The following is a 13670-nucleotide window of genomic DNA, read 5'->3' as shown; positions in this document are numbered from 1 at the left end:
AGTGGTCCGCATCTCATTTCGCTCAAATTAGTTGTGTACAACCTAGTTGCGAGCTAACTTCTTGTCATCAGCTCGAACCAAGGAGGACAGAGAAATGACCGCCAACCCGCGCAACATCGCTCTCGAGCCGGCCGCCCAGGCGTTCGTCGAGGCCACCGCCCAGCCGCCGTACCTCTTCCAACTGCCGCCCGCCGAAGGCCGCGCCGCCGTCGACGGCGTCCAGGACGGCCCGGTCGAGATGCCGCCCGCCGACATCGAGACCCTGACCGACGTCCCCGGCGTCCCCGAGGTTCGCATCGTCCGGCCGCGGGGCGCGACCGGTCCGCTCCCGGTCATCGTGTACATCCACGGCGCGGGCTGGGTGTTCGGCAACTTCCACACCCACGAGCGCCTCGTTCGCGAGCTCGCCGTAGGCACCGGCGCGGCCGTCGTGTTCCCCGAGTACGACCGGTCCCCGGAGGTCCGCTACCCGGTCGCGATCGAGCAGAACTACGCCGCCGCGAAGTGGGTCGCCGAGCACGGTGCCGAGAAGAACCTCGACAGCACTCGCATCGCGATCGCGGGCGACTCGGTCGGCGGCAACATGACCGCGGCGCTCACCCTGATGGCCAAGCAGCGCGGTGACGTGACGTTCAAGCAGCAGGTGCTGTTCTACCCGGTCACCGACGCCAGCTTCGACACCGGCTCGTACCACGAGTTCGCCGAGGGCTACTTCCTGCGCCGCGACGGCATGCAGTGGTTCTGGGACCAGTACACGACCGACCCGGCGCAGCGCGCGGAGATCACCGCGTCGCCGCTGCGGGCGTCCCTGGAAGAACTCGCCGGCCTGCCGCCCGCCCTGGTCATCACGGGCGAGGCCGACGTGCTGCGGGACGAGGGCGAGGCCTACGCGGCCAAGCTGCGTCAGGCCGGCGTGCCGGTGACCGCGGTCCGGTACCAGGGCATCGTGCACGACTTCGTGATGGTCAACGCGCTGCGGGAGACGCACGCCGCCGAAGCGGCCATCAACCAGGCGGTCGCCGTGCTGAGCAAGGCACTCAGCTAAGCAGCCCGTCGACCATCTCGTTGCGGAACTTTCCCTCCGGGTCCAGCCGACGAGCCAGGTCACGGAAGTCCTGCAGCCGCTCGTACCGCGACCGCAGGACTTCCGGCGTCATGTCGAAGATTTTCGCCCAGTGCGGGCGCGCGTCGAACGGCGCCAGCTTCTCGCCGAGCAGGGAGACCACCGGCAAGACCCGGGCGGCGTCGGCGATCCACGTGAAGTGGATGCTCACGGTGTCGCGCCGGTGGAACGGGCTCAGCCAGAGCTCGTCCGCCGCGATGGCACGGACTTCGCTGATCTGCACCACCGGGTGCACCCGGTCGTGGATCTCGTGCACGGCTCGCAACGCGGCGAGCGCGTCCTGCCGGGACACCATGAACTCCGTCTGCAGCTCCTCCCCCGCGCTCGGCGTGAACTCCGGCCGGAAGTGCGGCAGGCGCTCGAACGAGCGGCCCGGAACGCCCAGCTGGGGCGTGCAGTTCTCCGGCGACATGTGCGGAACGGGGTGTCTCGGGCCGTCCGCGGGAGTCGTGCCCGGGGGAACGAACTCCGGGTCGGTGGCGCGCTGCTTCACCCAGACCTGGTTGATCGTGTCGCTGGACCAGTCCGTGAACAGACTGACGCTGTAGGCGCCGTCCAGCACCGCGAGGACGTCGTCGCCAAGGGGAAGTCCTTCGTGGACGTACTGCCGGATCTCGAACGCGGGGACCAGGTCGAGCGTCAGGCCGGTGACGACGCCCAGCGCGCCCAGGTTGACCACGGCGCCGTCGAAGTCCTCCTCGCCGCGGTTGATCGTCCGCAGCTCACCGTCCGCGGTCACGATCTCCAGCCCGGCAACGGAAGTGGCCAGGCTTCCGTTGCCGGACCCCGATCCGTGCGTCGCGGTCGCCGTGGCACCGGCGACCGAGATGTGCGGCAGCGAGGCGAGGTTGGGCAGCGCGAAGCCCTTCAGGTCGAGGTCTTCGGCGAACTGCGCGTACCTCAGGCCCGCCGACACCCGAACCTGGGCGGCCGAGGAGTCGACCTCGACCTCTTTCGGCATCCGCGCCAGCGAGACGAGCTCACCCCCAGTGTCAGCGAGCTCGTTGAACGCGTGCCTTGTCCCCAACGCCCTGATGCGACGGGTTCTCGCCACCAGCGACCGCAGATCGGCGAGGGTGGCCGGATGGTGGATCGCGGTAGCACGGTAGGTGACGTTGCCTGCCCAGTTCTTCTCCACCCACCCAGTCTTACAGGCCCCCTCGTGAGTGTTTATCGGTGTTCTAACCCTGATGAACACTCACGAGGGAGTTCTGCCTGCCTGGGCGCCGAGACCCGTGGTGCGACCCTTGGGCTCCTCCCAGTCCTCCTGGCGGCCGAGGGCGGTGATGTCGAGGATGGCCGTGGTGCTCGTGAGCAGCTCGACACCCCGGCCGTAGGTCGAGTAGGTGTGGAAGACGCGGTCGCCGTCGCGCAGGAAGGCGCTCAGCCCGGGCAGCTCGAACGGCTGGCCGGCGTTCTCGATGTAGTAGCCGGTCCCGGCGTTGATGTGCTCTTCCTTGGACCGGTAGTTGTAGACGATCGGCTTGACCGACTCGTCGTGCGTGACGTCGAAGTCGTGGTTGAAGTCGCTGCCGTAGGACGAGTACCAGGGCACGTTCCAGCCCATTCGCGCCTTGAACCCGGCGATCTTCTCGAACGGCGCCCGCGACACCGCCGCGAACGTGGTCCCGCGGACGTTGAGGTGGGTGAGGTGCCCGAGGTCGTCGAGGAACCCCGAGCAGCTCCGGCAGCCGGCTTCCCACTCCGGGTCGAACATGAAGTGGTAGACCACCAGCTGTAGCCGGTCCTCGAACAGGTCGAGCAGGCCGGCCTTGCCGTCCGGGCCTTCGAAGACGTACTCCTTGTCGATCTCGACCATGGGCAGCCTGCGGCGGTCGGCGTTCAGCTCGTCCCGCGCCCTGGTCGCCGCCTTCTCCTTGACCAGCAGCTCCTGCCGGGCGGCCAGCCATTCGTCCCGCGACACGATCTGAGGAAGACTCATGTTCTTCTCCTTTCGTGCTCTGTAGACCAGAGCAGGGCCGGAAACTCATCGGTTCGCGTGAAAATTTTCTCTGGGCGTCGGACGACTACCCGCGGCCGACCGCCGATGGCGGGCGGATGCTCAAGGCGGTTGACGCCGGACCGTCCGGCCTGGCCAACGCTGTGACCAGAACTCCGAACGTCACATGATCGAGCCACTGCGGAAGTCGTGGCAGGGCGCGGACAGCGGGATGCCGCCGGCCGATGATCTCCAGGTCCAGCGCGGCGATCAGCAGGCCCGCCACCGCTCCGCGCATCAGCTTCGATCCGCCCGCCTTCGCCCGGGAGTCCACAGCTTCGATCACCGCGGCCCAGAAGGCCGAAACCACCAGGTGCACCGCGACGCCGCCCAGAACTGTCAGACCCTCTTGGTAACGTGAAATCAAGGGGTTCCCCCGGGCGAATTCCCGGTGCGATGGATCGTGGGCGCGCAACGGCAGGCCGGGAATCAGGGTGGCGGCCGCGCGCGTGGCGGCCAGCGGATCGTGTCCGGTGAGCAAGGCGTGCACAGTGGACGGTACGCCACTCAGCACCGCCGCCGCCATCATCCGCGAAGGCCACCGCATACCTGCGAGCGTACGGTCGCCGACGTACAAACCGATACGGCGGTCAACGGACGACTGTCGACGCCAGCGCCGCGAGAGTAAGCGCATGACAATCAAGACAGTGAGCGTCCTCGCGGCGGTCGCATTGGCCTTCGGCTTACCCGCCGAAGCCGCACCGAGCCATGACGACCGCGTCAGAACACAAGAAGGCTGGGTACGAGGCACCGTGACAGCCGAGCACCGCAGCTTCCAAGGCATCCCCTACGCGGCACCGCCAATCCGTTGGCGTGCACCACGCCCAGCGGACCCATGGCAGGGAGAGCGTGACGCGACCCAACCACGCCAGGCGTGCGCGCAGATCGGGCGAGAAGGACTCATCGGCGGCGAAGACTGTCTCTTCGTCAACGTGACCACACCGCGCACAATCACCGGTCCGTTGCCGGTCATGGTGTTCGTCCACGGCGGCGGGCTCGTCAACGGCTGGGGTGCGGCCTACGACCCGAAGCGCATGGTCAAGCAGAACGCCATCGTGGTCACGTTCAACTACCGCCTCGGCGCGTTGGGGTTCCTCAAGCATCCGGCGTTGGACGATCCGTACGCGGGCAACTTCGGGCTGGCCGATCAGCAGGCCGCGTTGCGTTGGGTGCGGAAGAACATCGCGGCGTTCGGCGGCGACCAGCGCAACGTCACGCTGTGGGGTCAGTCGGGCGGCGGGGTGAGCGTCTGCTCGCAACTGGCATCACCCAGCGCACGAGGGCTGTTCGACAAGGCGATCGTGCAGAGCGCGCCGTGCGGGAACGACGTACTCGACCGGCAGACCGCAACCGACCGTGGGCGCGCCTTCGCCACCGATGTGGGCTGTGAGACCGACACCGAGCGGTGCCTACGCGACACGCCGGTCGAGCGTCTCATCAGGCCCGCTGACAGCGAGCAGACGTTCAAGGCGCACCGCCGGGCCGCCGACAAGCCCTGGATGCCGGTCGCAGGAACCACTCTGCTGCCACTGCAACCCTTGACGGCACTGAAGTTCGGCACCGCAGCGGACGTTCCGCTTCTGCACGGAGGCACCAAGCATGAGATGCGTGCCCACGTGTCGGTGTCGTACCCCACGCTCACCGCGACGAACTACCCGGAGACCGTCCAGCAGCTGTTCGGCCCCGAAGCTGACAGGATTCTCGCCGAGTATCCGGTGACCGCCTACGAGACGCCGGGCAGCGCCCTCGGGACCATGCTGACCGACTACGGCGCGATGGTGGGCGCGTGCACGCAACTGCCCGCGATCGACGCCGCGACACGCGGCGCTCCGGTGTACGCGTTCGAATATGCCCAACCGTCACACCAATACCCTGAACTCGGCGCCTATCACGGCACCGACCTGGAGTACCTGATCGACCGCATGCCGCCGTCGTTCACTGAGGAACAGAACGCGTTCGCGGAACGGCTGATCGGCTACTGGACATCCTTCGCCAGGACCGGCGCCCCCGGACCGCGGTGGCCGGAGTACCGCCGGGGCTCGGCGACCGTGATGTCGCTGGCGATCGACGACACCGGTCCGGTCGACCTGGCAGGCGAACACCGTTGCGGGTTCTGGCGTTCCGTTCGCTGAACACCGGTGATCCGATCCCGCGGCACCGGCCGCGGGATCGGCCCGCCATCGGCAGCAGGATCGTTGGCAGCGCGACTGTCCGTGGCAAACCGATCACCACGAACCCCGACGCACGAACTTTCGGTGACGTGTGCGCACCACCGAAGACATCCTGGACGAGCTCCGCAAAGCTGAACACCGCCCACCTCCGGCCGGACATGACAACAGCGACCCCCGGCCTGAGCCTGTCCACAGTGGTGTCCTTTCCGCTTTGAAGTGATCACTTCGGCGGCTTCCTCCCGCGGCTTCCGTGGTAGTTGATCACTGCTGGTGGTGCTCCCTTCCGGGTAGAGCAGTGTTGTGCGCGGTGGCTGGGCGAGACCGATTACGAACGCCTCGGCTGGAGGATCGGTCCTGGCCTGCCCGACCACGACCGGCTTCGCACCGAGGCGACGTGGAGCCCTCACCACACGCGAGCGGAGCGAGGCGACCCAACACCGCCCAACCCGATGAGTTTCCTCCCGCCCGGCAGTCTGGATTGCCGTTGCTCTGGATACGATGCGTCTCCCGGGCGTCCAGGAGGAGAGATGGCAGATCGCGCCGACATCGACGCACTTCTGCGGGTCATGCCCAACGATCACGGTGCCGACGAGCGCGTTGACTGGGCGGCGGCCGAGGCCCGCCTGGGTACTTCCCTGCCCGACGACTATCGCGCCTTCATGGCTGTCTACGGCGGTGGAGCCATCGACAACTTGATCATCCTTCCGCCCCTGCCTACCGACAACAGCTGGTCGGGATCGATCTCCGAGCACACCAAGCAGCTGCGTGATCTGTGGGACACCGAGGGTGGCGTTCCTGGAGTTCCGCCGGGCGCGAACCAGGTGCTGTCCTGGGGAACCGGGTGTAACGCGAACGAGCTGGGTTGGCTGGTGACCGGGCTGGACCCGAACCTGTGGCCGGTGGTGGTCTGGCGCCGTCACGAATCGCCGCCGTGGGCCCTGTTCGAGTGCGGCATGGCCGAGTTCATTCGTAGGCTCATGACCGCCGAGTTCGACGAGTGCCCTCTCAGTGATCTGTCGTTGTGGGGACGAGTGGGGTCCTTTGTCCATCACCGGGAGCAGCAACGGCGATTCCATGCGGGCCTGGACCCCATGACCGGCGAACCCGATCCTTACGCGGACATGTTCGGCTGAACGGGCATCAGAAACCAGCCTCTCCCTCATGTCGGCGCATGGGTCGATGACTGGATCGCCGCAACCATCAACAGGCGAAGGCCAGGCAGACACCCGAGAAGGCCGACCTACCCGCCCCGTTCCCGGCGGCCTTTCGCCGACGAAACCCGATGAAAACGCTGTCGCACACCGACGCTGTAACAGCGATGGACAGCCTGGTCTCGTGGTCGCAGAGCTCGATCGCGACGCCCCGGACACCGACATCGACGTGGCCGTCCGGCTCACACGGCCGTGGCACCGCCGTGAGAGCAGGGCTCTACGAATCCCATGTCGTGCATCGCGCGGAAACGGTCCAGACGTTGCCAGCCAGGGAGTCCATTCTCGACAGCACCGCGAATGCCGCGATGCAAGGTCGTCGGAGGTTTGATGACCATTTGTGGGTGGCTGGTGATGCCCGGCGTCCGGGCCGGGATGTTGTACCCGCGTGCGCATCGCGTGACGGTTATCTCGGAGCCGCCGTTTTCCCTTCGTGGCGCGGCATCTTGCCGCAACGTGAGCAGTGATCATGTAACAGTGCCGGGTGCAGGCGAACACCCAGGACAAACCGCCAGCGCAGTACCCAACGACCGTCGCGTTCGGTGAGGCAATGCGGGCAGAACCGCGATCCGGCCCGGCGGCCCCGCCAGACCGACGTGGCCACCGCTCGTCGGTTGGTTTCCAGCGTGATCATGTGCCCGTCGACGGGCCTCAAGGTCATGCCGTCCAGCGGGGCCGTAGGCCGGGTCGGCAGGCGTGCACATCCGAAGGCCTGCCGACCCGGACCTTGTCGTCAACGTTTCCAGAAGGCCTTTCGGGGCCGGGGTTTCAGGGACTCCAGGGTGGTGATGGTGTGGTGCCAGCGGCGTTCCAACTCGGCGGGGTCGGTGGTGGGGATGTCGAGTTCGTCCGCCAGGGTGGTGAGGGTTGTGCGGGCGTCTTCTGGTTCTTTGGTGGTCAGCCAGGTGATGAGGTTGGCCCTGATTCCCTGGACAAGGGTTTGGAGCAGGGTCATTCGGGCTGGGAGCGGTTCGTTGGCCGCGGCCTGCAGGGACTTCAGGTGCTGGACGACGAAGTCGGCCAAGGTGGGAGCGGCTGATTCCTCGAACGACTGGGCGCCGCCGCGGCCACGGGGACGGGCGGAGGCGGGGCGGGCACCGAACTTTCCGGCGAGCGGCACCGCGCGGCCGGGTTGTGGGGCGCTGCGGGCAGGTACGCCGCCGGGGGCGGCAGGGGCGGCACCGGCTTGGTTCCAGCCGAAGTCGGCTGGTGCGGCGCCGTAGGCCATGGGTGACATGGCCGCCGCGGCCACAGGTTGAGCGGGCATGCCTCGGTGGAGCGTGTCCTGTTCCCACCCGCTGGGTAGATCCACCGGCTGCGTCACCTTGTGCACGGTTCCGCTTTCGTTGACGACTCGCTGGTCGACGGCCACGAACGCGGTGAAGCGGGACAGCACGCCGAACTTCAGTGACGTGTCGACGATCTGGGTCTCCACCGCCGACTGGTCTCCGGTGCCCACGATGTAGCGGTCCTCCAGGTCGCGGATCCGGGCCCGCGCCCAGAGCGCACCGAGGCTGGGGTTGTCGCCGGGCACCGCCGAGACCGCGGACGTCCAGCCGTCGGCGCTGCTCACCGTGACGGCTCCCGTGGCCGGGCCGGTGAAACGGCCGGTGACCACCACGGGCGCACCCTCGAACAGGTCCGGCATCGGGCTCGGCGCCAGCGACGCCTCGTCCACCGCGAGGCCGGAGGAGGCCAGGCGCAGGCCGACGGCGACCGGCGAGCCGATGCGCCGGTGGATGTTCCGCATCGCGTCGTCCAGCCGGTCCTCGGACTCCACCAGTTCACACCGGCCGGACGAGCCGGCGAGCCGCCGTAGGAACGACTCGTTCACCGCGCGGTCCACACCGACCGTGTGCACCCGGACTCCGGCCAGGCCCCGCGCCAGGTCCCGCAGTAACTGGTCCTCGTTGCCGACCTGGCCGTCGGTCACCAGGACCAGAACGCGGTCATGGTCTGGGGACTCGGCCAGCAGCGTCGCGGCACGGTGCAGCGGGGCGAGCATCTCGGTGCCGCCGCGGGCGTCCAGACCGGACAGGAACTCCACCGCACGGAAGCGGTTGCGGTCATTGGCTTCCACGAACCCGGCCGGCAACGACGGCGGTGTGAGCACCTCATGGTCGAACGCCAGCACGGCGAACCTGTCCGTGGAACCCAGGGTGTCCACGATTCGCGCCGCGGCCCGCCGGGCGGCCACCATCTTCCAGCCACCCATCGAGCCCGAGCGGTCCAGCACCAGCACGACGTCACGAGGACGTGCCGCGGTCTTGGCGGACGGCGGCAGCACGGTCAGGGCGAACGTACCGCCGGACTCCCCCTCGGGCAGGACCGCGAGTGACGTGCTGATCGCCTCCGCGCCGTAGCGCAGGCGCAGGATGAAGTCCCGGTCCGCGCGCTCCCCCGGCTCGAGCCGGACCCGCAGGCCGGTCGGCGCGTCCTCGGTGATCACCGCGTGCAGGCTGGAGGAGATGCCGTGCAGCGGCAGGGCTCCCGGGTCGACGTCGACCACGACGGACAGCCGGACCGGGTTCGGGAACCCGGGCAGCAGCACCGGCGGGCTGATCCGGGACGCATCCGGGACCGCGTCGGTGTCCTCGGCGACGCCGTCGCCGACCTGGCCGCCCGCCAGTGGTTCGCCCGGGATGTAGCGGGGCGCCACCACCAGCGGGAACCGGAACGTCGCCTCATCGTCCTCATAGGACAGGGCAGTGGCGAGCGTGAGGTGCACGCTGACCCGTTCGCCGGGCATGATGTTGCCGACCCGCATGGTGAAGACGCCGGGCCGCTCCTCCTCCGCGATGGAGGCGCGCTTGCCCTCGGCGATCGCCTGGTCGTAGCTCTCCCTGGCCGCGCCGCGCTCTTTCAGCACGCCTTCGACCACACGCCCGTCGGCTTCCATCCGCAGCGCGGTCACGGCGGCACGGGGCGGCAGCGGGAAGATGTACGTGGCTTCGAGTGGTTCGTCATGCGGATTGCGGAAGCCCTGGGTGACCTCGACGCTGGTCGCCAGCCCGCTGATCGCGGCACGGACGTCGATCAGGTCGAGTGGCAGGTTGCCCCGGTCGGTGCGCAGGCACCCCAGGCCGTCGTCCTCACTCGGCGTGCCGGGCGCCGCGATCGATTCCCTGACGTCGACGCGCAAACTCATCGGTCTTCCCCTCCAGTGGTCGGCGCCAGGCCGATTCGGCCGAGCAACTCCAGCAACGGCGCGGCGGCCGCCTGAATGGCGGCCAGGTCGTCCGCGCCGGGGGCACGGCCGGCGGCCTCCAGCACGACAGTGACACTGTCAGAAAGACGGACTCCGTGGACGAGCCTCGCGACACTGTCATTGCGTGTTGCAGTGTCGTCGACATCCGGTGAGGACGACGAGGACACCGTGGAGCGGCCGTTCGCATGCCCCTTCCAGAACTGCCCGGCCGGCCGGACGTCGACCCGCGGTCGCACCACGTCGACCGAAAGCCCGGCCAGTTCCACCAGCCGGGCGTCGGTCGCCCCGACGAGCAGTTCCTGGATCTCCGCGAGCGAGCGCCCCGCGGCCTGCAGTTTTTTCACCGCCACGATCTGCAGCAGATGACGCTGCCCGTAGTAGGCGGTGCGGCCGCGCGTGGTCACCGGCCGGTCCACCAGGCCGATCGTGGTGTACCACCGGATCGTGCGACGGTTCGGCAGCTCCCGGACCCGCCCGTTGCGCTGGCCGTCGTAGTTCTCCGACAGCAGCTCGGCGACCTGGTCCGGGAGCTGCTCGATCGTCCACAGCTCGCTCATACTGCCAGAGTGCCAGAGCCATCTGACACTGTCAATGTTGCAGTGTCAGTCCTGGGGATGACTGTCACGAAGCGGGCGTGGCGTCCAGATCCTGCGCCAGCAGCGCCGCCAGCTCCTCCAGCGCCGCTTCGGCGCCGTCGCCCTCCGCGGACAGTTCGACCTCTTCCTCGTGCTTCACACCCAACGCCATCACGGCCAGAATGCTCGACGCCGCGACGCCTTTGTCACCTGGACGACCGATGAACACCGGAACGGGCTGCCGCGCGGCGGCTTGCGCGAACAGGCCGGCCGGGCGGGCGTGCAGCCCGACGGTGGACGCGATCTTCACCCGGATCGTCGCCATCAGCTCTCCTCCGTCATCGCCGAAAGAGCCAACGGTAAGCAAATCCCTTGTGGTTAATCAAGGGTTTCATGTTGGTTTGCTTTGTTTTAATTGGTCACGCTTGGACGACTCGAGGACCTGCGGCCGAGATCTCCTCGGCGACGGAGTCGTCGATGTCCGTGTCGGTGATGAACGTGTCGATGTCGCTCAGGTCGGCGAAGCGTGAGAAGTGGTCGTTGCCCACCTTGGTGTGGTCGGCGAGCAGCACACACCGGCGCCCGCTGGCGATCGCGGCCTTCTTGACCATCGCCTCGGCCGGGTCCGGCGTCGTGAGCCCGCGTTCCACGGAGAGCCCGTTCGTGGCGATGAAGACGACCTCCACGAACGTGTCGCGCAGCGCCTGCAACGCCCACGCGTCGACCGAAGCGAGGGTACGGCTCCGCAGCCGCCCGCCGACCAGCATGACCGTCACATTCGGACGGGTGATCAGCGACAGCGCGATGTTCACCGAATGGGTGACGACGGTCAGCTCACGGTCCACAGGCAACGCGTCGGCCAGCCGCGCGGTCGTGGTGCCCGCGTCCAGCAGGATCGTCCCGTTCTCCGGCAGCTCGGCCAGCGCGGCCTTGGCGATCCGGTCCTTCTCGTCGGTCATCACCGTCTCGCGCACCGACAAGGCGGGCTCGAAACCCAGCCGCTCGACCGGGATCGCGCCGCCGTGCACCCGGCGCAGCACACCGTGCCGCTCCAGAACGGTCAGGTCACGCCGGATGGTCTCGGTGGTGACGTCGAACTCCTCGGCCAGCGCGGCGACGTCGACACGCCCTTTCGCCCTGGCCCTCTCGAGGATCACCTGCTGCCGTTCCTCCGCGTACATGGTGTGACTTTATGTTGATTCGTGCGCGCCAGCAACGGCAAGGTATTGCAAACCAACATGAACACATGCACAATCACCTAAATCCACTCTGGATGTGCGTGGCACCACATGGAGGTGGCAACGAGCGTGATCGTCACCGTGACGGCGAACCCGAGCATCGACCGGACGGTCGAGGTGGGGGCGCTCGTGCGAGGCGGCCTGCACCGGGCCACCGCCGTGCACGTCCAGCCCGGCGGCAAGGGCATCAACGTCGCCAGGGCCCTGGTGTGCAACGGGATCAAGGCACGCGCCGTGGTTCCGGCGGGCGGCGCCGAGGGTGAGCAGCTGATCAGCCTGCTCAGCGACTACAGCATCGACGTCGTCCGGGTGCCCACGCTCGGGCCGGTGCGGATGAACGTCAGCGTGATCGAACCGGACGCCACCGTCACCAAGCTGAACGAACCGGGCGCGCGACTGACCGAACAGGAGTGCCGGGCGCTCGCGGACGCGGTGATCACCGCGTCGCACAAGGCGTCCTGCGTGATCCTCGCGGGCAGCCTGCCGCCCGGAGTGCACCACGGCTTCTACGCCGACCTGATCAACCGGTTGTCCGGTGAGGACATCCGGGTCGTCGTGGACACCAGCGGGCCCGCGTTGCGCGCGGCCGTCGCGGCCGGCCCGGCGTTGATCAAGCCGAACCACCACGAGCTCGAAGAGGCCGTCCAGCGTCCTCTGTCGACGCTGCAGGACGTCATCGACGCCGCGCAGGAACTGCGCGCGGCGGGCGCGCAGGCAGTACTGGCCAGCCTCGGCCGGGACGGCGCGGTGCTCGTGGACGAGAACGGCACATGGCACGCCGAAGCGCCGGTCGTGCTCGCCAGGAGCTCGGTGGGAGCCGGTGACGCCATGCTCGCCGGATTCCTCGCCGCGGGAGGGAAAGGACAGGCGGCACTGGTGTCCGCGGTGGCATGGGGCGCGGCCGCCGTGTCGCTGCCGGGCAGCACCATGCCCAGGCCGGACGACCTCCGGCCGCACCTCGTCGAGGTGCACCCACGGATCAAGGCAGGCCGGGAACTACGCGGGGACAACTGAAAGCACCACCAGTACAGGAAGTGTCGACGATGACAAAGACTGAAGACGCGCCATCGCGGGCGCACCAGCTGCGGGCCTCGGTGCAACGCTTCGGCGGCCACCTCGCCGGCATGGTGATGCCCAACATCGGCGCATTCATCGCCTGGGGCCTGATCACCGCGTTGTTCATCCCGTCGGGCTGGCTGCCCAACGCCCAGCTGGCCGAACTCGTCGATCCGATGGTCAAGCTGCTGCTGCCGATCCTGATCGGCTACACCGGCGGCCGGTTGGTGCACGGGCAGCGCGGCGCCGTGGTCGGTGCCGTCGCGACGGTCGGTATCGCGGTCGGTGCGGACGTGCCGATGTTCCTCGGTGCCATGCTGGTCGGCCCGCTGGCCGCGCTGCTGCTCAAACTCTGGGACAACTCGGTCGGCGAGAAGGTCGGCGCCGGTTTCAAGATGCTGGTCGACAACTTCAGCGCGGGCATCATCGGCGGTGCCATGGCCGTGCTGGGTTCGCTGGCGATCGGCCCGGTCGTCGAGGGCATCACCAAGGCGCTGGGCAACGGCGTGCAGTTCCTGCTGGACGCGCACCTGCTGCCGCTGGTCTCGGTGATCGTCGAGCCCGCGAAGGTGTTGTTCCTCAACAACGCCATCAACCACGGCGTGCTGTCGCCGTTGGGCGTCACGCACTCGGCGGAGAGCGGCAAGGCCATCGAGTTCCTGATCGAGCCGAACCCGGGCCCCGGCCTCGGCATCCTGGTCGCGCTGGCGCTGTTCGGCATGAAGGCCGCCCGGGCGACCGCGCCCGGCGCGATCGTGATCCAGTTCCTCGGCGGCATCCACGAGATCTACTTCCCGTACATCCTGGCGCAGCCGCGGCTGATCCTCGCCGCCATCGCGGGTGGCGCGTCCGGTGTGCTCGTCTTCAGCATCTTCGACGCGGGTCTCACCGCCACGCCTTCGCCCGGCAGTATCTTCGCGATCCTCGCCGTGACCCCCAAGGGCGGCTGGTTCGGCGTGCTGGCCGGTGTGGTCATCTCGGCAGCGGTGTCCTTCATCATCGCGGCGCTGTTGTTGAAGTTCGGCCGGGACGCCAGGAAGGCCGAACGTGAACAGGAAGTCGCCAACGGCGGGACTGTCAAGTCCTGAAAGG

13 protein-coding genes are annotated in these 13670 nt (G+C 68.2%); 5 read left to right on the top strand and 8 right to left on the bottom strand.

Annotation, left to right across the window (positions count from 1 at the left end):
* Positions 1-94: 94 nt before the first annotated feature.
* Complete coding sequence (locus GC106_RS00120; protein ID WP_173123032.1) at positions 95-1045, top strand: alpha/beta hydrolase; 951 nt, start codon at positions 95-97, stop codon at positions 1043-1045.
* Here GC106_RS00120 and GC106_RS00115 read toward each other — a convergent pair.
* The 3 genes from GC106_RS00115 to GC106_RS00105 all read right to left on the bottom strand — a co-directional run bounded on the left by GC106_RS00115 (position 1038) and on the right by GC106_RS00105 (position 3669).
* Entirely contained in the window at positions 1038-2261 is a 1224-nt protein-coding gene (locus tag GC106_RS00115; RefSeq protein WP_173123030.1) for an FAD-binding protein, read from the bottom strand. The two genes, GC106_RS00120 and GC106_RS00115, sit on opposite strands and share 8 nt — an antisense overlap.
* 60 nt (positions 2262-2321) lie before the next feature.
* Positions 2322-3065 (bottom strand): DUF899 domain-containing protein, encoded by a 744-nt coding sequence (locus GC106_RS00110; protein ID WP_173123028.1) that lies wholly within the window; start codon positions 3063-3065, stop codon positions 2322-2324.
* A gap of 85 nt (positions 3066-3150) precedes the next feature.
* The gene (locus GC106_RS00105; RefSeq protein ID WP_246364582.1) at positions 3151-3669 is read right to left on the bottom strand and encodes a hypothetical protein; all 519 of its coding nucleotides are present in this window, start codon (positions 3667-3669) and stop codon (positions 3151-3153) included.
* A gap of 85 nt (positions 3670-3754) precedes the next feature.
* Between GC106_RS00105 and GC106_RS00100 the strand changes: the two genes are divergently transcribed.
* Together GC106_RS00100 and GC106_RS00095 are read left to right on the top strand one after the other, a co-directional pair.
* Positions 3755-5254: a carboxylesterase/lipase family protein gene (locus GC106_RS00100; protein WP_173123026.1), complete on the top strand. Its 1500-nt coding sequence runs from the start codon at positions 3755-3757 to the stop codon at positions 5252-5254.
* A gap of 566 nt (positions 5255-5820) precedes the next feature.
* Positions 5821-6426, top strand: a complete 606-nt coding sequence (locus GC106_RS00095; RefSeq protein WP_173123024.1) for an SMI1/KNR4 family protein — start codon at positions 5821-5823, stop codon at positions 6424-6426.
* 481 nt (positions 6427-6907) lie between these two features.
* Here the strand turns inward: GC106_RS00095 and GC106_RS49660 are convergent, their stop codons facing one another.
* From GC106_RS49660 to GC106_RS00075, 5 genes are all read right to left on the bottom strand, one after another.
* Positions 6908-7171: a TniQ family protein gene (locus GC106_RS49660; protein ID WP_376777695.1), complete on the bottom strand. Its 264-nt coding sequence runs from the start codon at positions 7169-7171 to the stop codon at positions 6908-6910.
* 63 nt (positions 7172-7234) lie between these two features.
* Positions 7235-9649 carry a VIT domain-containing protein gene (locus GC106_RS00090; RefSeq protein WP_173123022.1) on the bottom strand — a complete coding sequence of 805 codons (2415 nt, stop codon included), beginning with the start codon at positions 9647-9649 and terminating at the stop codon, positions 7235-7237.
* A complete protein-coding gene (locus GC106_RS00085; protein WP_173123020.1) occupies positions 9646-10266 on the bottom strand; it encodes a helix-turn-helix domain-containing protein in 621 nt (206 codons plus the stop codon). Before GC106_RS00085 ends, GC106_RS00090 begins: the two co-directional genes overlap by 4 nt.
* Positions 10267-10330: 64 nt before the next feature.
* The gene (locus GC106_RS00080) at positions 10331-10609 is read right to left on the bottom strand and encodes an HPr family phosphocarrier protein (RefSeq protein ID WP_173123018.1); all 279 of its coding nucleotides are present in this window, start codon (positions 10607-10609) and stop codon (positions 10331-10333) included.
* A 94-nt stretch (positions 10610-10703) separates the two neighbouring features.
* Positions 10704-11465: a DeoR/GlpR family DNA-binding transcription regulator gene (locus tag GC106_RS00075; protein WP_173123016.1), complete on the bottom strand. Its 762-nt coding sequence runs from the start codon at positions 11463-11465 to the stop codon at positions 10704-10706.
* A gap of 126 nt (positions 11466-11591) precedes the next feature.
* Between GC106_RS00075 and pfkB the strand changes: the two genes are divergently transcribed.
* Both pfkB and mtlA read left to right on the top strand, forming a co-directional pair.
* Entirely contained in the window at positions 11592-12536 is a 945-nt protein-coding gene (gene pfkB, locus GC106_RS00070) for a 1-phosphofructokinase (protein WP_173123014.1), read from the top strand.
* 29 nt (positions 12537-12565) lie between these two features.
* Complete coding sequence (mtlA, locus tag GC106_RS00065; protein ID WP_173123012.1) at positions 12566-13666, top strand: mannitol-specific PTS transporter subunit IIC; 1101 nt, start codon at positions 12566-12568, stop codon at positions 13664-13666.
* Positions 13667-13670: the final 4 nt, after the last annotated feature.

The organism is Kibdelosporangium persicum, assembly GCF_013280595.1.
Lineage (GTDB): Bacteria > Actinomycetota > Actinomycetes > Mycobacteriales > Pseudonocardiaceae > Kibdelosporangium > Kibdelosporangium persicum.
The sequence above is the reverse complement of the archived record's forward strand: the minus strand, read 5'-3'. Positions and strand labels throughout refer to the sequence as shown.

Excerpts from the sequence above, each read along its gene's own strand:
- GC106_RS00100 (WP_173123026.1), top strand. The coding sequence starts at position 3,755 with ATGACAATCAAGACAGTGAGCGTCCTCGCGGCGGTCGCATTGGCCTTC.
- mtlA (WP_173123012.1), top strand. The coding sequence starts at position 12,566 with ATGACAAAGACTGAAGACGCGCCATCGCGGGCGCACCAGCTGCGGGCC.
- GC106_RS00120 (WP_173123032.1), top strand. The coding sequence starts at position 95 with ATGACCGCCAACCCGCGCAACATCGCTCTCGAGCCGGCCGCCCAGGCG.
- GC106_RS00105 (WP_246364582.1), bottom strand. The coding sequence starts at position 3,669 with ATGCGGTGGCCTTCGCGGATGATGGCGGCGGCGGTGCTGAGTGGCGTA.
- GC106_RS00110 (WP_173123028.1), bottom strand. The coding sequence starts at position 3,065 with ATGAGTCTTCCTCAGATCGTGTCGCGGGACGAATGGCTGGCCGCCCGG.
- GC106_RS00090 (WP_173123022.1), bottom strand. The coding sequence starts at position 9,649 with ATGAGTTTGCGCGTCGACGTCAGGGAATCGATCGCGGCGCCCGGCACG.
- GC106_RS00085 (WP_173123020.1), bottom strand. The coding sequence starts at position 10,266 with ATGAGCGAGCTGTGGACGATCGAGCAGCTCCCGGACCAGGTCGCCGAG.
- GC106_RS00095 (WP_173123024.1), top strand. The coding sequence starts at position 5,821 with ATGGCAGATCGCGCCGACATCGACGCACTTCTGCGGGTCATGCCCAAC.
- GC106_RS00080 (WP_173123018.1), bottom strand. The coding sequence starts at position 10,609 with ATGGCGACGATCCGGGTGAAGATCGCGTCCACCGTCGGGCTGCACGCC.
- GC106_RS00075 (WP_173123016.1), bottom strand. The coding sequence starts at position 11,465 with ATGTACGCGGAGGAACGGCAGCAGGTGATCCTCGAGAGGGCCAGGGCG.